Consider the following 18,344-nt stretch of genomic DNA (forward strand, 5'->3'; position numbering starts at 1 on the left):
TCATGAGTCTTTTTGGTTTCATATTCCTTTTATCTTTTGGTCATTCAGATTGGATAGAAGTTCCCTTGGATCATGAAGACCCCTATTCCATAAAAGTCAAAATTGAATATTCTATTCAACAACCTTTTGACTCTAAAAAGAAAACTATCATTACTCATGCTGATCCACTTGATGATTATTTAGGATTAGGTGACTTGATAGAATTGGAATTTACCGGATTCAATCTGATAAAAATCCATGGAAGGTATTCCTCCCCTTATTTGAACCAATTTATTGAAGAAAACACCGGTATAGAATCTGATAAAAAATATCTCTGGTTAAGTCGAGGTCAAATCATCAAAGATATAGAAGTGGTCCGAAAAGAAATTTTAGGGGATGATTCAGCAATTTTAATCGGGTTTGGAAGTGGTGCAGGCCTTATTCACTACTATCTTCATGAATTTCCAAATAATGTAGAAAAGGTGGTTAGTTTAAATCCACTGCTTCTAGACATTCCAAAAAATCTAAGCTTTTGGGATCTTTTAGAAGGGTTTGATTCAATTTTCAAAGAATACTCAACTGATCAAATTGTAAGATTCTCAATTACATCTTCTGAACCTTACTTTTTTATGGACAAGCCTATTCGAGATAGTTTGCTAGAATCGAGAATTAAAGAATTTGTAAAAACTTCTTTTTCAGAAAGTCAAAAAGAAATAAGTCTAGGATTAGAAGCAAGAGCTTTTGAGCATTATTTGGATATTGGAATCTATGATTTAGGGCCATTTGGCCATTTTTTGGGCTTACTCTCTTCAAGTCTAAGATCGAATACAATGTCTTTGGAATACTTCAACGGGACAAATTACGATCGTGGAAAAGCATATTCCTCCAAAATAATTTTGGTGGGTGGGGTTTACAATTTGCTTTTAGACCCTAAATCATTTGATGTTATTGGAGAGTTTTACCCCAACGCTTCTGTACATTACCTTAGAGATGGGTATGATTTTTCGGAAACTCGAAAGCGCAGAATATGGGAAGCATTGATTTCTAGTTTATGCTCAGATGATGTTTCGACTAAGATTGAAATGTTTAAGTTATTGCAAGAACATGAATTACTATTTCAGGAAAAAAATTACAATTCTATCCGAGTAGGAAAGTAAAAAAGGGTCTCAGCTGAGACCCTTTTCCAATCTTATCGCTCTCCGCGAGTGTTCGTTCCATCTACTCGAGTTCGCTTTTCTCTATTTGCCAAATCCCAAGCTGTGTGAAAAATCAAATGCGCCCGCTTGGTCATCAGTGGGAATTCGATTTTATCAACTGTATCGGTCACCTGATGGTAATCATCATGCACACCGTTGAAGAAGAAGATCACCGGAATATCAAACTTCGCAAAGTTGTAGTGATCTGATCGATAGTAGAATCGATTTGGATCATCCTCAGCATCATATCGATAGTCCAAGATCAAGTCTGTGTAGGTGATATTATTGTACTCGTTGATTTTCTTCAAATCGGTAGAAAGCATCTCCGAACCAATCACATATACATAGTCCTTGTTCTCAGCATCCTGATATTCGTAGTCAATACGGCCTACCATATCGATGTTGATGTTATTCACAGTATTGGCGATCGGGAATATTGGGTTTTCAGAATAATACTGAGACCCCAGCAAGCCTTTTTCTTCACCAGTCACATTCAAAAAGAGGATAGATCTTCTAGGTCGATGACCTTCTTTGGCTGCAGTAGCAAAAGCTTCGGCAATTTCCATCACAGAAACAGTCCCTGAACCGTCATCATCTGCACCATTGAATATTTCGCCGGTAGAACTCACACCCACGTGATCATAGTGTGAAGAAATTACAAATACTTCTTCTTTCTTATCAGTTCCTTCCAAAAAGCCCAAGACATTGTATGCTTCTACTGGAGTCACGCTTTTTTGCACTTGGTAGGACGCTTTTTGGGACTTGATGGACTCAGGACTGGACTTTGCAGCTTCCTTGAGCTCCTCCACCGGAGTTTCAAAAAACTCTCCCATTTTATCAGAACTCACCAAGAAGATAGGTCGCTGTTCGATTTCACGCTCAAATCCAATTCTACCTCTTCCGGAAAGCGTCTTGTATCGGTTGGCGATACGGTCAAAGTTAGCCTGACCTTCCATGCTGACGATTACCACACCGGCAGCTCCAGCATCCATCACTTTAGCCACTAAGCTATTGCTTCGCTCACCTACAGCCCAAATCCCGACTAGTTTTTCACTTACATCTACTTTGGCAAGGTTTTCATCATTGGCAAGACCCAAGAAAACCAAATCCGTTTTGGAGGCTTTTTTCATGTCTCCATCACCGATAAAAACAAAATCCTCGTTTTCAACCAAGTTGGACTTACCCACTTTCAAGCTGACCTTTTCGAATTTAGCACTCACCAAAGGCACCTGCTGAAAATAGCTTCCATCTACCGGGCCAGTCAGCCCCAGTTCTTTGTAAAAATCAGCCAAATAATTGGCAGCAATCAGCCCTTCAGGCGAACCCGTATCCCGGCCTCTCATTTCATCGGAAGCCAAGAAAGTAAGGTACTCTTCCAAATCAGCCTCAGTGATCGTGTTGGCATATTTTACCTGCACGGGATTCTGCGCAAAAGAGCCCCAGGAAATCCCCAAAGCCAGTGCAGAAGTCAGTAGAAATCGTTTATTCATTTGTTTATTTTTTATTTTGATCGCTAAGCTAGACATTTTTTTATCCTATCGGTAAACCGTTTACACGAAAGGGGTGTTGAGGAGGTGAATTTCTGTCTGTTAAGTAAAGATTATCCCTTGATAAATTGTACATTTGCCGCCAGAAATTGAAAATATTTCAGACCCTACTATTCATCACAGCTTCCATTAAAAAAGTATGAAGATTAACCTTTCGAATGCTGTCAAGTTTGAGAGCAGACACAATGGCCCGACAGAGGCGGAAATCGCAGAAATGTTGGAGAAGATCGGTGCCACATCCCTTGAGGAACTTATCAATCAAACCGTCCCAAAAGCAATTCAAAACGAAAGACCTTTGGATTTGCCCAAAGCGAAACTGGAATCTGAATTTCTAAGAGATTTCAAAAAACTCGCTTCCAAAAACAAGGTATTCAAATCCTTCATTGGGATGGGTTATTACGATACCATCGTTCCGGGGGTGATTTTGAGAAATGTGCTGGAAAACCCAGGGTGGTATACAGCCTACACTCCGTATCAGGCAGAAATTGCCCAAGGGAGATTGGAAGCTTTGATCAATTTCCAAACGGTGGTCATGGAACTGACCGGCATGGAGCTAGCCAATGCTTCTCTATTGGATGAAGGCACTGCAGCTGCCGAGGCAATGACCATGCTTCACTCCGTAAAACCAAGAGCGAAGAAAACCGCAAACAAATTCTTTGTAGACGAGAAAATCTTCCCTCAGACCAGAGCGCTTCTTGAAACTAGAGCTGAGCCGGTAGGAATCGAATTGGTATTTGGATCTATTCAAGATTTGGATGTGACCGACCCTGAGCTTTATGGCGTCATGTTCCAATACCCTGATGCAGAAGGTGCTGTGAGAGATTACTCTGCCATAGTAGCTGCCGCAAAAGAAAACAATGTATTGACAGCCTTTGCCACAGACCTTTTGGCGCTCACGTTATTAACCCCTCCGGGAGAAATGGGAGCCGATGTGGTAGTAGGATCTGCACAGCGATTTGGTGTACCGATGGGATATGGTGGACCTCACGCAGGATTTTTTGCAACCAAGGAAGATTTCAAAAGACAAATCCCAGGCCGAATCATCGGTGTATCTGTAGACCGTGCTGGAAATAAAGCCTATCGCATGGCGCTTCAGACACGTGAACAACATATCAAGCGTGAAAAAGCCACATCCAATATCTGTACCGCACAGGTATTACTTGCCGTGATGTCTTCGTTCTATGCAGTCTATCACGGTCCGCAAGGATTGAAAAATATTGCGCTTCGTACGCATGGCCTTGCCAAATTGACAGCTCAAGCACTGAAGAAGGTAGGCCTCGAAGTTTCTGATCAAACCTTCTTCGATACCATTCAGGTAAAAATGAATGAGGTATCTCGCGAGCGTGTAAGAGGATTGGCCTTAGGAGCTGAAATGAACTTCCGCTATGAAGAGGACTCTATATTCATCTCCTTTGATGAGACTAAGTCGCTTGCTGATGTAGAAGCTATCGTATCCATCTTCGCTACAGAAGAAGGAAAGCATACGTTGAACTTGGATGAATTGGTAGCTGACTTGAATCTGGAATTGCCAGAGGCTCTAGCCAGAAAGTCTGACTACCTCACCCACCCTGTGTTCAACAACTTCCACTCCGAGCATGAAATGCTTCGCTACATCAAGCGATTGGAAGCAAAAGACCTTTCTTTGGTACACTCCATGATCTCCTTGGGATCTTGTACCATGAAGTTGAATGCTACCGCTGAGATGATTCCTGTCACTTGGCCAGAATTTGGGCAGATTCACCCATTTGCTCCTATGGATCAGACTTTGGGTTACCAAGAGTTGTTTTCCAATCTCAGAACATGGTTGACAGAAATCACCGGTTTCGCAGACACTTCTCTTCAGCCCAACTCAGGTGCTCAGGGCGAATATGCTGGCCTGATGGTCATCCGAGCCTATCACATGAGCCGTGGCGAAGGTCACCGCAATATCGCTTTGATCCCTACTTCTGCTCACGGAACCAACCCTGCTTCCGCTGTTATGGCCGGAATGAAAGTAGTCTTGGTGAAATGTGACGAAAGAGGAAATATCGATGTGGCAGACCTGAAGGAAAAAGCTGCTGCAAATGCTGAAAACCTTGCAGCTTTGATGGTAACCTATCCATCTACACACGGGGTATTCGAAGAAGCTATTCAGGAAATCTGCGCCACTATCCACGAATTTGGAGGACAAGTTTACATGGATGGTGCGAATATGAACGCACAGGTAGGTTTGACCTCTCCGGGACGAATCGGAGCTGATGTCTGCCACCTCAACTTGCACAAGACATTCTGTATTCCTCACGGTGGTGGAGGTCCAGGCATGGGACCAATTTGCGTAGCTGCTCACTTGGCACCTTTCTTACCAGGAAACCCAATCATTAAAACGGGAGGAACTCAAGCAGTATCGTCCATTTCAGCTGCACCATACGGTAGTGCTAGCATTCTTCCAATCTCCTACGCTTACATCGAAATGATGGGAGGAGATGGTTTGACCAATGCGACTAAAATGGCTATTCTAAATGCCAACTATATTAAGGAAAGATTGGATGGTCATTACCCTATTCTTTACACGGGTGCTAATGGAAGAGCTGCTCATGAGATGATCATTGATTGTCGTGGCTTCAAGGAGTTCGGTGTAGAAGTAGAGGATATCGCCAAGCGATTGATGGATTATGGCTTCCACGCTCCCACTGTATCTTTCCCTGTGGCAGGCACGATGATGATCGAACCAACCGAATCCGAGACCAAGGCTGAGTTGGATAGATTCTGTGATGCATTGATTGGAATTCGTGAGGAGATCAGAGAGATCGAAAATGGATCTGCTGATAGAGAAAATAATGTGTTGAAAAATGCTCCGCACACAGCAAACATGGTCTTGATCGGAGATTGGGAATTACCTTACTCCAGAGAAAAGGCTGTTTATCCTTTGGCCTATGTGAAGGATAATAAATTCTGGCCTACCGTACGGAGAATTGATTCTGCCTATGGTGACAGGAACTTGATGTGTAGCTGTATCCCTGTTGAGGAATACGCCCAAGAGCAGGAGCTCGTATAAATTCATAAAGAAGCCCGATCGAAAGACCGGGCTTCTTTATTGATAGTCAAATTTTTACCTAGGAAATCACCCCTTTTGTTTCCTTTGATTTTCTGAAAATCAACCAGAACATCACTAAAATCAGGATTATTAGGAGTGCAACTTCGAATTGTGCCCAAATCTGTGAGCGATTGATTAGTCTTTTAGCTTTCTTGATCAATCTTTCACCTTCATCCAATTGGATCGCACTGAGATCATCCAAGTCCTTTCTCGCCCGAGAAATTTTTGCATCATATCGCTTGACTTGGTCGATATTTACTCCACTAGAATCAGAGTAAAGCAAATCATAACTCTTGATCGATAGATCATTCACAATGATATTTTTGAAATCTGTCAAATATTGAGATTCATCCGGTGTCAGCTTTGTCTTTTCAAATTCTTCTATGATCGCCAAAATCTCATTTTCCTCCTGTTCAATTTCATCCAAAACGCGCGAATAATCATAATCAATATCGCAGTGGTCTACGAGCTTTTGGATCTGAAAAAGACCTTCAGAAATATCAAAGATGTAGCTTTCTACCACCAGTCGGTCGTTATACACCTCAGTAAAGGTGGAGCTGATCTCTTTAAAATTCTGACGCTCAATAAGATTTTTTGCATAGATCAACAAAAGCAAAAGGCTGACAATAAAGAAGGCCTGAAATTTTTTTCTTCGAATTGAGGACATGGTATTTTAGTAAGTAAGGCTAACTAATTTTCTTCTTCAGTTTAGGCATTCTTAGACAGTTTGCCAAAAATTAAATTAGGGGTTCTCTCCCGGCATTTCATCATAGACCCGGACATAATCGACTACAAGCTGCTGTGGCCAGATATCCGGATCTACTCCTTCTCGACCTCCCCAATTTCCTCCGACTGCAATATTCAATATCAAGTGAAAAGGTTGATCAAAAGGCCATTCCTGATAGCTTCCTCCCGTATTTTCAAAGGTAAAATACTGAACACCGTCCACTAGAAAATCAATCTTTTCTTCTGTCCAATTGATGGCGTAAACATGAAATTCAGAATCAAAATCAGGAACTTGAATCTGATTTCCTTTTTGGGTGCCTTTGACATGATTAAATGCCTCTGTATGAACAGTGCCATGAACCACTCCGGGATCATATCCCACATGCTCCATGATATCAATTTCCCCATTCTTTGGCCAGCCTCCATGGCGATTTTCCTCCGCTAGCATCCAGATAGCAGGCCAGGTACCAACTCCTTTGGGAAGCTTTGCCCGCACTTCTATGTAACCATATTTCCAGGTTGCTTTTCCCCTAGTAAGTAATCGAGCAGAGGAATAGCCTTTTGGAAAACCCGCATCAGACCTTGCCTCAATGATCAAATACCCATCTTCTACCCGGGCATTTTTAAGGTCTTTTTCTGTATAAAACTGCAACTCATTGTTTCCCCAGCCATGATCTCCCACATCGTATGTCCACTTAGTGGCGTCCGGCAATCCTGGAATTTCAAACTCATCAGACCAAAGCAGTTTCTGTGCTTGAAGAGACTCCGTATTGGTAAAAAAGAAAACAAGTAATAGGCTCAAAAAGGATTGAAAACAAACTTTTAATTTAATAGGCATGGAACTATTTTTTAGGTAAATAGGTTTTATTGTTGTTAATCTTTTATTCTAACCAAAAATATACATTTTATGTCATTACAACTGAAAGGAAAATGGAATCAACTGAAAGGACAATTAAAGCAGACTTACGCCGCACTGACTGACGATGATTTAAAGTTTACCGAGGGACAGGAAGATGAGCTTTTGGGTCTTTTACAGGAAAAAACCGGTGAAAAAATAGAAAACCTCAGAAAGATGATTTTTGAAACTGAGGAAGAAAGCAAATAAGTCTACCCTAACAAATATCGAAGAGGCTGGTTAAATTGATAATCAGCCTTTTTATTTATGCTGTTTTTTCTCTCAAAGGCTAATTGTAAATTGCCTTCGTAAACCCAAATAAAAACCCATGGCATATTATCACAGACTCGGTCAGATTCCGCCCAAGCGGCACACGCAGTTTCGACAGCCAGACGGAAGCCTCTACAAGGAAGAGCTTGTCAGCTCAAAAGGTTTCTCAGGAATCTATTCCAATCTCTACCATATCTACAATCCAAACGAGGTAAAAACCATCGGTAAGCCCAAACCTTTCAAATGGGAAGTGGCTAAAGACCACGGTCTCCAGCAAACCCATCTCAAAACATCAGGAGTTGGCACCACTGGTAAAGACTATCTCTCCGCCCGTCGTATGCTCATGATGAATAATGATGTGATGATGGGCATCTGCTCTCCGGAGCAGCGGAAAATGGACTATTACTTCAAAAATGCAGATGGCGACGAACTCATTTACATTCATGATGGTAATGGCGTTCTTTATTCTCAGTTCGGAAAATTGGAAGTGCGGAAAGGCGATTACATTGTGATCCCACGAACGACGATTTATCGGTTTGAATTTGAAGAAGAAGGTCCTTTGCGATTACTAGTCATCGAATCTCATGGTCCGATCGAGACAGTGAAGCGATATAGAAATGAAGTCGGTCAATTGCTAGAGCATTCCCCTTATTGCGAGCGGGACATTCGGCCTCCACATGAACTTCACATTGAAAAAGAAAAAGGTGAATACCTGGTTCAAATCAAAAAACAGGGGATGTTGCACCAATATTCTTACGGTCATAGCCCACTAGATATAGTGGGATGGGATGGTTACCTGTATCCTTATGCCCTGTCAATCTATGATTTCGAGCCCATTACCGGCCGAATCCATCAGCCACCACCCGTACATCAGACTTTCCAAGCTTGGGGCTTTGTGATTTGTTCTTTTGTACCCCGCTTATTCGATTATCATCCCTTGGCCATTCCAGCACCTTACAATCACTCCAATATTGATTCTGACGAAGTACTGTACTATGCGGAGGGAGAGTTTATGAGTCGAAGAGGAATTGATCGAGGATCTTTCACGATTCATATGGGAGGACTGCCACACGGACCTCATCCGGGTACGGTTGAGAAATCTATTGGAGCCAAATCCACGGAAGAATATGCAGTCATGCTGGATACTTTCAGACCGCTGCAGATTACCACAGATGCTTTGGATTTTGTGGATGAAAACTATCCCATGAGTTGGACGGATTGAAAAAAGATTAAAACTTAGAAAATCAAATACCCCAAAAAGCAAAAAACTTTTGGGGTGTTTTTTTTAAATAGGATTTTCGATTAAAAGTATAATTAATATATCTCCTTTCTGTGCCCTAAATCAATCACATCTACCAACAGAATCTTGTCTTGTATTTCGTATAGGATACGGTAATTGGCTACCCTAATTCGATACCCCTCCCTACCTTTTAACTTTTTATATCCTTTGGGCCTTGGATTATCTGCTAATGCCAAAATGGCTTCTTTAATATTTGAAAAATAGGGGTCAGGAATCTTTATTAATTTCTTTTTGGCTCTTTTTGCTATTCTAACCTTATACTTGCTCATTTTTCCTGGATTCTTCAATTTCCTTAAAGACCTCCTCAGCATCAAAAAATTCCTGATCTTCCTTTTTGGCCTCATCGAAAAGCCTAATATCATCCAATTCCTCCAACTCTTCCAAAATCGCTTTAAAATCCTTCATAGGGAGAATTACAGAAACTTTTTTCCCTTTTTTATCTGTAACATATTTTGGGTTGACACTTATCATAGCGATTGATTTTTAAAGATCTAATATTTGAACTTAGTTCACAGGTTTAGCTTAAAATAAAGCTGCTTATTTATCGAACGTACAAAATTAATCCAAGTTCTTTACCTTTCCGCAGTACTCTTATTTTGAAATAGCTCGTGGTTTTCATTTCCACCCGCTATCAAATAAGCCATCAAATCCTTCAACTCCTCCTCGTTGAGCCGATTGATTAATCCAGGAAGCATGATGGACACTTCTGAGTTTTTGGTAAAGGAAACTGTGCTTTTTGGCACCTCACGTAAATCATCTGGAGCAAATGGATTCTGAGACACAAAATACGCCTCCTCATTTTCATTTACCAGTCTTCCCACCACAGAGCCTCCATCTTTCAATTCAAATACGGTTGCATGATATTGCTCCGAAATGACATCACTTGGATTGATGGTAGCTTCCAAAATGTCCTTTTTGGAAAAACGGGTGCCTAATTGAGTCAAGTCCGGTCCGACGATTCCACCCTCTCCCTGCATGGTATGGCAGGATTGACAAAGAGTCGCCTGATACATGGCCTTTCCTCTGACATAATCCTGAGCACCCAAATTATCCACCGCTGCCAAGGCTTCGTCTACAGTCCATCTTCTTCCAGGACCCTCGGGCTGAATTCCCGGTTCGACAATATCATTCCCACTGGCAGAAAGCAATTTCCCACCAGATAGCTCATCATACTTTTCAAAATCTGCAGGATCCACGGATGCTAAGGCCATCTTTCGGGCACGGTCCAAGAATCCCACATAGCTTCTGCCTCCTTTATATTCGGTCAACGCATTTTTGATCCAGGCAAAATATTCTTCACGCATCGCTGGAGTCCATCCTTTTTCGGCACCTCCCAAAACAGTCGCATAGTAAGTAGCCTGAGCTGGAGGCACATTTGCAAGCATATTTGCGATATCCAAACCATACTGTGGATTTCTAAAAACCAATTCAGAAGAAGAAGTGAAGGTCTTTTGATAGTCTGCGTCGTCTTTGGCTGTTTGTAGCAATGCCAAAGTTTTCTCCACAGCATCAGGAGCTTCTAAATGCGTTAAAAGCACCGAAAGGGACCGGTTTAATAAATTATCATCTGCCGGGAAATTGGGGGAAAGATAGGCGACCAAATCAGACTTGACCGAGGCAGCAGCGTCATCATACCGATACAGAATGACCTCAACTGTTCGAAGCAAATCCTGTTTTTCTTTTTCAGAAAGTGCTGAATAATCTATTTCCATCAAACCATTCAGCAAGTCAGTTGCATCCCCCGAGCCTCCCTGACGAGCCAAGGCCAAACTGGCTTGCGTTTTCTTGACTGGGTTTGTTTCTGAACTGACTTTGTCTCTCCAAGATTCCAAAGGTTGATGCTCCAAAGCTATCCGAGCGGCATATTGAACAAATCGATCTTCGTGATCTAAGTTTTGCCAGGCCAACTCCAGACCTTCTGGCCCTGGATTTCTTTCGTGAAAGCTTTCCAATTCCCGTCTCAGCTTAGCTTCGGCGGGCAATTCCTCCACCGTCAAAGCTGAAACATCATCAGGATTCCCTGTGTAATAAACCCGGTAAAGATCCGACTCCAAGCGTCTACCACCCGTGGCAAAATACATCGCACCATCAGGGCCGATAGTTCCATCCGTCAGGGGAAGTGGTGAACCAGAAATAAATTCCTCCGCATTGGCAGAGTAGCTCGCTCCTTCTGGTGTAAGATGAACCGCATAGATAATCCCAAAACTCCAATCAAAGGCATACAAAGCCTTTTGATATTTAGCGGGGAAAGCCGCCTCAGTTCCAAACATCACATTGGTCGGAGAACCTTGTCCGATATTCAAAACAGCTGGGAGGTTGTCCGGAAAATTGGGTGACCATTTCGCATTTCCTGTTCTCCAGCCAAACTCCGCACCCGATGTCACATGATTGATTCGGGTAGGCCGATACCAAGGCATTCCGAAGTCCCATTCCATGTCTGAATCATAGGTGAAAAGATCGCCCACTTCATTATAGGCTATATCAAACTCATTCCGAAAGCCTGCTGCGATCAATTCCCAATCCTTGCCTTCCGGATCAATGGTTGCAACCCAGCCTCCAGGTGCTTGTCTGCTATTGGCATGACCACGTGGGTCCTTGATGAGAGGGAATAAATTGTCTTCATCCCATACCCTTGAAAGTCGATAATGATCCATCTGAGGCACATCCACATGATTACCTGCGGAAAGCACAATTCGGCTTCCATCCGGGGTCAATTTCATGGAATGAGGTCCATGCTCACCCGGCTCTCCTGTAAAAGTCCGAATCTCGGTTACGGTCTCATACTGATCATCTCCATCCAAGTCCTGAATACGGTAAAGCCCTGTTCCTCTGGAAAAAGTCTCATTGGGATTGTGATTCACCATCACGTAGATGGAATTAAAGGCAAAAAGCAAGCCTTGTGCATAGCCCATCCCAACTTGAGGCTCCTCCACATTTCCAACCAGCATTTTCTCCACCTTAGGCTTGACAGAGTCAGAACCTACTTTGGGGATGGTCAAGCGATAGAGAAACCCATATTGGTCTGCTGTAATCATCCGGCCTTTATCATCAAAAGTCATAGCTACCCATGACCCCTGATCGTTTTCTCCAGGACTATACAGATGCTCCACCTCAAAACCTTCGGGAAGCTTTAACTTGTCAATTTTAGGATTACCAGTGAGTTGACGCTCTGACTTGGGCTGCTGACAGCTAAATCCCAAGAGGACTAAAACGAGTAATGAAAGGCTCGAAATGCTTTTTATTGAACTTTGCATGAAAATAAATTTCAGGTTGAAAAAGAAATTTAAAAAAAGCAAAATAGATTTCAGCCGAATGATCCGACCGTTTACATAAAAAACTGGAAAATTATATTTTTTACAGGGTGCATCCTGCTTCTTTTGGTCTCTTTTGAAAATAAAGCGATATTTTCAAATCTAATATTGCCTCAAAAGCCCTTTAAAAACCATGAATCAAATTCGTCTTTTAATTTCTCTAGGTCTCGTTTCAATTTTCTCTGCATGCCAAGAGCAAAAGCATTTAGAATTAAGCAAGGATGCCCAAATCGCTATAGTCGGGGGAAATTTAGCTTCTCGAATGATGGAATATGGCTGGTTTGAAACCTCCATGCATGCTCGCTATCCTGATTCCACACTTTTCATCCGAAACATGGCCGACCCAGGAGATACACCGGGCTTCAGACCGCGTTCTGCCACTAATGATCCGTGGGCCTTTCCAGGAGCAGAAGAATTCCAGGACGAATATGCCACCAACTCCAACTCACAGGGCTTTTTCGAAAAGCCCGATCAATGGTTGACTAGACTGGAAGCCGATATCGTAATTGGTTTTTTTGGTTTCAGCGAATCCTTCCAAGGTTTAGAAAAGCTTCCAACCTTCAAAGACGAACTCGAAGCTTGGGTTCTTCATTCTAAGTCCAAAAAATACAATGGCACTGATTCCCCTCAGCTAGCCTTAGTCTCCCCGATAGCCATGGAGGATATTTCTGATTGGAAGGATTTGCCTAACGGAATCGATCAAAATGAAATTCTAGAGGCATACACCCAGGCGATGGAAGAAGTTGCAGAAAAGCATGATTTGGTATTTGTGGATGCTTTTTCGGCTAGTAAAAAATGGTACGCTGATGCTTCTTCTCCATTAACACTAGACGGCTCACAACTGACCGAAGAAGGCTATCAGCGCTTCGCCGAATTATTGGCTGATCAGCTTTTTGGCCAGACTGGTCAAAAAAATCCTGAAAGACTTGCATCCATTCATGAAGCTGTACAGGAGAAAAACTGGATGTGGCATAATGACTACAAGATTCCAAATGGTGTGCACGTATTCGGTCGTCGCTATGATCCCTTCGGTCCTGATAATTACCCATACGAATTGGAAAAAATCAGACAACTAACCGCAAATCGAGACTCTGCCATTTGGGCAAGCGCCAAAGGAGAAAACTATGATTTGACTGCAGCAGATGTGAAAACCAGAGACCTTCCTGAGGTGGAGACCAACTACAATCCAAAAGCCAATGGAAGCTTGGAATACAAATATGGGGATGCTGCTCTTGCAGAATTGAAAGTACCTGAAGGCTACAAAATCGAACTTTTCGCCTCAGAGGAAGACTTCCCGGATTTAGCTAATCCCGTTCAGCTTTCTTTTGACAACCATGGAAGACTTTGGGTAGCTACCATGCCTTCCTATCCTCATTATAAGCCGGGCGACCCCAAACCTTCCGACAAACTCATCATCTTGGAGGATACTGATCAGGATGGAAAAGCCGATAAGCAAACGGTTTTTGCTGATGATCTTCACCTTCCTGTAGGTTTCGAACTGGCAGCCGAAGGAGTGTATGTATCTCAATTACCAAACTTGGTTTTACTGGAAGATACCGACGGAGATGACCGAGCTGATAAAAGAACTATTCTTCTTTCGGGATTTGATGACCATGATACACACCATGCGATTTCTGCCTATTCTACTGATGAATCCGGGGCAATTTACATGGCGGAAGGTGTCTTTTTACATACCAATGTCGAAACTTCCTATGGCCCGGTAAGAGCCACAAATGGCGGTTTCTACCGCTATGAACCCAAGCGACATAAGTTAGAGCGTGTGAATCAGGTAGCCATTCCCAATCCTTGGGGAATAGCCTTCGATGATTGGGGTCAAAACTTCTACCTCGAAACTTCAGGACCGAATCTCAATTGGATGCTTCCAGGCTCGGTACTTCCCCGGTATGGAAATTCCAATTACAAAGGTCCCAACCTGATCGAACAGCAACAGATGGTCAGACCAACTTCTGGTTTGGAATTTGTCTCCAGCAGGCATTTTCCGGAGGAAGTTCAAGGAGACGTCTTATTGAATAACACCATTGGTTTCTTGGGAACCAAGCAGCACAAAATGGTGGAAGATTCCGTAGGCTTTCATACCGAATACCGACAGGATTTGGTGAGTTCTACGGATCGTAATTTCCGGCCGGTTGATCTTGAATTTGCACCTGATGGCTCACTTTACATCGTCGATTGGCATAATATCCTGATCGGACACATGCAGCATAATGCCCGCGATCCATTGAGAGATCATGTACATGGCCGGATTTATCGAGTCACCTACCCTTCCCGACCTTTGGTAGAGCCAGCCAAAATCGATGGCGCCAGTATCCCTGAGCTTCTGGATAATCTGAAGCTACCCGAATACCGAACACGCTACCGAACACGAAGAGAGCTCAGAGGAAGGGATGCCGATCAGGTATATCAAGAGGTGGAAAATTGGCTTAGCCAGTTGGATACAGAAGACCCCAATTACGAACATCATCGCTTGGAGGCTCTTTGGGTGACTTGGGGAATCAATCGAGTCAATCAAAACCTACTTCAAGAGCTCTTGGATTCCAAGGATCATCGGGCTAGAGCCGCGGCTGTGAGAGTCCTTCGATACACCGGGCATCAAGTGAGCAATCAACTAGACCTCCTAAAAAGTGCTGCTTCAGATCCACACGGACGAGTTCGCATGGAGGTAATTGCAGCAGCATCCTGGCTTCCTCAAGAAGATGGCGTGGATATTTTGAGTGTGGTAGAAAAGCAGCCACAGGACAATACTTGGATTTCAAGAACTTTAGAGACGGCTATTGCACACATCAATGGTCTTTCTGTTGATGAGAAAAAAGAGGAAGATATCAAGTCCAACCTGACTGGGTCTGACCGTGAGCTTTTTGTCATTGGAAAGGAAATCTACGCACGCGAAGGCTTTTGCGCCACCTGTCATCAGCTCGACGGAAATGGTCTGACCGCTTCTCAATTCCCTCCACTCAAAGGTACGCCTTGGGTAACAGGAAGTCCTGAGCGACTGATCAAAATTGTCTTAAACGGACTTCTCGGTGAAATCGAGGTTAATGGTCGGGTCTACCCGGGTCAAGTTCCGATGACCCCTTATGCAGGCATGCTCAATGATACGGAAGTTGCAGCCGTTTTGACCTATGTAAGAAACTCATTTGGGAATCAAGCGAGCCCTATTCCCCCTGAGCTCGTCAAGCAGGTACGAGAGGAAGTAAAAGACAAGGAAGGGTTTTGGAATCCAGACGAACTTCTGGAAATACATCCCATGGAAAAATAATCCATTGCATCTTTTTAGCTATTTACCAAAACCAAATAAATGGAAAACCTAGAACTACTTATTGATTTTCATATAGATGCGGAAAGACAGGGTCCGGATAGCGATGAGGATACGGTCAAAGCTTTAAACCTTACCCAGCTTTCTAAGCAAAGTAACCTTAAAGTTGCGGACATCGGATGTGGATCGGGTGCTCAGACGCTTGTTTTGGCAAAAGAACTGCAAGCTGATATTACTGCGGTGGACTTATTTCCGGAATTTCTAGAGAAGTTAACCGAACGTGCCAAAGCATCAGGACTAGAAGGAAAAATCAAAACCTTGGAGGCATCTATGGAAGATCTGCCATTTGAAAAAGAGAGCTTGGATTTGATCTGGTCTGAAGGTGCCATCTACAATATGGGCTTCGAAAACGGAGTGAAATATTGGAAGAATTTTCTCAAAAAAGATGGATACCTAGCCGCGAGTGAAATCACCTGGCTCAGCGAATCAAGACCGAAGGAAATTGAGGAACATTGGAATCGGGAATACCCGGAAATCGGCACTGCCTCCACCAAGTTTTCTGTTCTGGAGCGAAATGGTTTTTCGCCAGTAGGCTATTTTGTATTGAGTGAGGCTAGTTGGATCGATCACTATTACCAACCCATGGAAAAGCGATTTGACAGCTTTCTCAAAAAGCATCAAAATTCTGAAGATGCCAGGGAAATCGTAGCGACTGAAAAAGATGAGATCAGGAAGTATAAAGAGTACAAGGACTTTCTGAGCTATGGCTTTTACATCGCAAAGAAAATATCATAATACGGCTCTGGCTTTTCCAATCATTTAAAATCAGAGACACGCATTCCTTTTCGGAAGGTATCAAAACCAAACATGGTGGGTTCATAAGTCCCGACAAAGTCCACATTCATTTCTGGATCAATTGCCTCTTCCATTCCCATCAACCAAATTGCGGCATTGATTACAAGCCTTCGTAATCCTTCACTCTGAAAATCCAAGGAAGCACCCATGGTCGAAGCAAAAGCCATTCCCTGCTTTCCACCCTCGAGTTGGTATGGTTTGGTCCAAGCGATAGGCATCAGGGCTTTTTCCCAAATCAATTCCGAATTAGGATCTAGCTCAGCGGTACTTTGACCTTGTACCAAGACATTGGCTGACTCGGGAAGATGGCGAATCCCATAGACATCCGAAGGCCCCCAAATATCTGTGACGCCACGAAGAATCGGATGTTCATTATTTTGATCTACCCCATCAATCAAGCCCCGGGTACCCTCTTTGCCGTGGACGCCGTGGTGATTGACCCAGGTTTCTCCAAATATCCGCTGACCAAATCCCCGCTCCCATCCCGGAGCCTTACTCATCCAGTCCCACTTGGCAAACTTGGATTCTTTATTCTTTTGGTAAAAAAATGCATGTGTGGAAGTCCTCAAACCAATGACAGGCTTGCCTGCCATCAGAAAATCTTCAATGTATTGGCTTTGCTCATCCGGCAGCTCCCGAAAGCGAATCAGCATAATCATCAAATCGGCCGACTGCAAATGCTCCAATCCAGGGATATTGTTTTGATAATTGGGTACTACATCCCCTGACTCAGGATGAATCGGAAAAAGAACGGTAGTCTTAAACCCAAAACGCTCCGAAAGAATCTTCGCCAGCATCGGCATACTTTCCTCCGAGCGATACTCATCATCTCCTGCCACCAAGACCACATGCTTTCCCTTTCCTACACCTTCTCCCCCTTCAAATTGCAGGAAAGTCTCGCCATTTTGTGCGGCAAGTGGTTGTAAAATCAAAAGGAGGATAGCAAATGTCAGGATATGGGCTTTCATTTTTCTGATAATTAAAAGGTTTAAGCAGCTTTCTTTTTAAATAGTTTTTTGAAAAGGGAGACAGGTACTAAAGTGAGAAAACCGATCACCAAACCAATCAATCCGTCTCGAAGGAAAGTCGGCCAAGAGGGCAAAAGGTGATGGAAGAAATCAATATTATGTGAGAAAATCCCTCCGGAAACTAATAAAAGCGCGATAGTACCAATAAAGCCGAGTGCTCTAACGACCCATGGCAGGCCCCTCACAAGTAGCTTTCCTACCTTATCCGAAAAGCTATCATCCTCCTCATTTAAAGCTATCAATTTATAGCCCATTTCATCCATTCGGACGATCAGCGCCACAATTCCATATACACCCACCGTTGCCAAAACAGCTATAATGGACACCACCATAATTTGTGTAGACAAAGCTTCTGTTGATACCGCCCCTAATGCGATGATTACAATTTCTACAGAAAGGATAAAGTCCGTGGTGATCGCGGATTTTATTTTTGCCTTTTCGACTTCCAAAACCTCCTTTTTCGAGAGTTCAAGATCTGGCGTATCCTTTACCTCCTTTTTATGAGGAATGATGTAATGATAAATCTTTTCTGCCCCCTCATAAGCCAGGTACAAGCCACCAATGATTAAAATAATTGTTACTGCCATTGGAACAAAAGCACTTAGAAGGAAGGCTAATGGAAGAATAATCAGCTTGTTCAAAAAAGAGCCCTTAGTAATAGCCCATAAGACGGGCAATTCCCGATCTGGCAGAAATCCGGATGCCTTTTCCGCATTAACCGCCAAGTCATCCCCTAATAATCCTGCTGTTTTCTTTGCTGCTACCTTACTCATGACCGCCACATCATCCATCAGTGTGGCGATATCGTCCAAAAGTGCAAATAATCCTGAAGCCATTTGATTGATTAAAATTCGAAGGCTTAAGTTTCAAATTTGAAAGCTAAAAAAAAA

The 18,344-nt window shown here is 43.0% G+C and carries 14 protein-coding genes; 6 read left to right on the forward strand and 8 right to left on the reverse strand.

The features are described from left to right. The first annotated feature begins 2 nt into the window (after positions 1 to 2). The gene (locus CDH51_RS07225; protein ID WP_100628035.1) at positions 3 to 1,136 is read left to right on the forward strand and encodes an alpha/beta fold hydrolase; all 1,134 of its coding nucleotides are present in this window, start codon (positions 3 to 5) and stop codon (positions 1,134 to 1,136) included. A 32-nt stretch (positions 1,137 to 1,168) separates the two neighbouring features. On the opposite strand, the gene CDH51_RS07230 is transcribed toward CDH51_RS07225, so the two are convergent. Next, positions 1,169 to 2,665 (reverse strand): M28 family metallopeptidase, encoded by a 1,497-nt coding sequence (locus tag CDH51_RS07230; protein ID WP_100629368.1) that lies wholly within the window; start codon positions 2,663 to 2,665, stop codon positions 1,169 to 1,171. 196 nt (positions 2,666 to 2,861) lie between these two features. Here CDH51_RS07230 and gcvP point away from each other — a divergent pair, with 196 nt between their 5' ends. Continuing rightward, on the forward strand, positions 2,862 to 5,756 hold the full coding sequence (gene gcvP / locus CDH51_RS07235; RefSeq protein ID WP_100628036.1) for an aminomethyl-transferring glycine dehydrogenase: 2,895 nt from the start codon (positions 2,862 to 2,864) through the stop codon (positions 5,754 to 5,756). Positions 5,757 to 5,814: 58 nt separating this feature from the next. Here gcvP and CDH51_RS07240 read toward each other — a convergent pair whose 3' ends face one another. Both CDH51_RS07240 and CDH51_RS07245 read right to left on the reverse strand, forming a co-directional pair. After that, on the reverse strand, positions 5,815 to 6,462 hold the full coding sequence (locus tag CDH51_RS07240) for an MCP four helix bundle domain-containing protein (RefSeq protein ID WP_198514284.1): 648 nt from the start codon (positions 6,460 to 6,462) through the stop codon (positions 5,815 to 5,817). Between the two features lie 75 nt (positions 6,463 to 6,537). Continuing rightward, entirely contained in the window at positions 6,538 to 7,359 is an 822-nt protein-coding gene (locus tag CDH51_RS07245) for a glycoside hydrolase family 16 protein (protein WP_100628037.1), read from the reverse strand. A 69-nt stretch (positions 7,360 to 7,428) separates the two neighbouring features. Here CDH51_RS07245 and CDH51_RS07250 point away from each other — a divergent pair, with 69 nt between their 5' ends. Continuing rightward, positions 7,429 to 7,626: a CsbD family protein gene (locus CDH51_RS07250; protein ID WP_100628038.1), complete on the forward strand. Its 198-nt coding sequence runs from the start codon at positions 7,429 to 7,431 to the stop codon at positions 7,624 to 7,626. A gap of 118 nt (positions 7,627 to 7,744) precedes the next feature. Beyond that, a complete protein-coding gene (locus tag CDH51_RS07255; protein ID WP_024285043.1) occupies positions 7,745 to 8,908 on the forward strand; it encodes a homogentisate 1,2-dioxygenase in 1,164 nt (387 codons plus the stop codon). 92 nt (positions 8,909 to 9,000) lie between these two features. On the opposite strand, the gene CDH51_RS07260 is transcribed toward CDH51_RS07255, so the two are convergent. The 3 genes from CDH51_RS07260 to CDH51_RS07270 form a co-directional block, all read right to left on the reverse strand. Beyond that, positions 9,001 to 9,255, reverse strand: coding sequence for a type II toxin-antitoxin system RelE family toxin (locus CDH51_RS07260; protein WP_026945424.1), 255 nt, complete (start codon positions 9,253 to 9,255; stop codon positions 9,001 to 9,003). Continuing rightward, on the reverse strand, positions 9,242 to 9,457 hold the full coding sequence (locus tag CDH51_RS07265; protein ID WP_024285041.1) for a hypothetical protein: 216 nt from the start codon (positions 9,455 to 9,457) through the stop codon (positions 9,242 to 9,244). Before CDH51_RS07265 ends, CDH51_RS07260 begins: the two co-directional genes overlap by 14 nt. A gap of 101 nt (positions 9,458 to 9,558) precedes the next feature. Beyond that, positions 9,559 to 12,240 carry a c-type cytochrome gene (locus tag CDH51_RS07270; protein ID WP_100629370.1) on the reverse strand — a complete coding sequence of 894 codons (2,682 nt, stop codon included), beginning with the start codon at positions 12,238 to 12,240 and terminating at the stop codon, positions 9,559 to 9,561. Positions 12,241 to 12,430: 190 nt separating this feature from the next. On the opposite strand from CDH51_RS07270, the gene CDH51_RS07275 reads away from it, so the two are divergent. Further along, positions 12,431 to 15,574 carry a PVC-type heme-binding CxxCH protein gene (locus CDH51_RS07275; RefSeq protein ID WP_100628039.1) on the forward strand — a complete coding sequence of 1,048 codons (3,144 nt, stop codon included), beginning with the start codon at positions 12,431 to 12,433 and terminating at the stop codon, positions 15,572 to 15,574. Positions 15,575 to 15,613: 39 nt separating this feature from the next. After that, a complete protein-coding gene (locus CDH51_RS07280; RefSeq protein WP_100628040.1) occupies positions 15,614 to 16,366 on the forward strand; it encodes a class I SAM-dependent methyltransferase in 753 nt (250 codons plus the stop codon). 20 nt (positions 16,367 to 16,386) lie between these two features. Here the strand turns inward: CDH51_RS07280 and CDH51_RS07285 are convergent, their stop codons facing one another. After that, on the reverse strand, positions 16,387 to 17,394 hold the full coding sequence (locus CDH51_RS07285) for a ThuA domain-containing protein (protein WP_100628041.1): 1,008 nt from the start codon (positions 17,392 to 17,394) through the stop codon (positions 16,387 to 16,389). A 20-nt stretch (positions 17,395 to 17,414) separates the two neighbouring features. Next, positions 17,415 to 18,290, reverse strand: coding sequence for a DUF808 domain-containing protein (locus CDH51_RS07290; protein ID WP_100628042.1), 876 nt, complete (start codon positions 18,288 to 18,290; stop codon positions 17,415 to 17,417). Between the last annotated feature and the right edge of the window lie 54 nt (positions 18,291 to 18,344).

This window comes from Algoriphagus formosus (assembly GCF_002807035.1).
Lineage (GTDB): Bacteria > Bacteroidota > Bacteroidia > Cytophagales > Cyclobacteriaceae > Algoriphagus > Algoriphagus formosus.

Coding starts and splice junctions, on each gene's coding strand:
- CDH51_RS07230 (WP_100629368.1), bottom strand. CDS start 2,665: ATGAATAAACGATTTCTACTGACTTCTGCACTGGCTTTGGGGATTTCC.
- CDH51_RS07265 (WP_024285041.1), bottom strand. CDS start 9,457: ATGATAAGTGTCAACCCAAAATATGTTACAGATAAAAAAGGGAAAAAA.
- CDH51_RS07270 (WP_100629370.1), bottom strand. CDS start 12,240: ATGCAAAGTTCAATAAAAAGCATTTCGAGCCTTTCATTACTCGTTTTA.
- CDH51_RS07245 (WP_100628037.1), bottom strand. CDS start 7,359: ATGCCTATTAAATTAAAAGTTTGTTTTCAATCCTTTTTGAGCCTATTA.
- CDH51_RS07290 (WP_100628042.1), bottom strand. CDS start 18,290: ATGGCTTCAGGATTATTTGCACTTTTGGACGATATCGCCACACTGATG.
- CDH51_RS07285 (WP_100628041.1), bottom strand. CDS start 17,394: ATGAAAGCCCATATCCTGACATTTGCTATCCTCCTTTTGATTTTACAA.
- CDH51_RS07275 (WP_100628039.1), top strand. CDS start 12,431: ATGAATCAAATTCGTCTTTTAATTTCTCTAGGTCTCGTTTCAATTTTC.
- CDH51_RS07240 (WP_198514284.1), bottom strand. CDS start 6,462: ATGTCCTCAATTCGAAGAAAAAAATTTCAGGCCTTCTTTATTGTCAGC.
- CDH51_RS07260 (WP_026945424.1), bottom strand. CDS start 9,255: ATGAGCAAGTATAAGGTTAGAATAGCAAAAAGAGCCAAAAAGAAATTA.
- CDH51_RS07250 (WP_100628038.1), top strand. CDS start 7,429: ATGTCATTACAACTGAAAGGAAAATGGAATCAACTGAAAGGACAATTA.
- gcvP (WP_100628036.1), top strand. CDS start 2,862: ATGAAGATTAACCTTTCGAATGCTGTCAAGTTTGAGAGCAGACACAAT.
- CDH51_RS07280 (WP_100628040.1), top strand. CDS start 15,614: ATGGAAAACCTAGAACTACTTATTGATTTTCATATAGATGCGGAAAGA.
- CDH51_RS07225 (WP_100628035.1), top strand. CDS start 3: ATGAGTCTTTTTGGTTTCATATTCCTTTTATCTTTTGGTCATTCAGAT.
- CDH51_RS07255 (WP_024285043.1), top strand. CDS start 7,745: ATGGCATATTATCACAGACTCGGTCAGATTCCGCCCAAGCGGCACACG.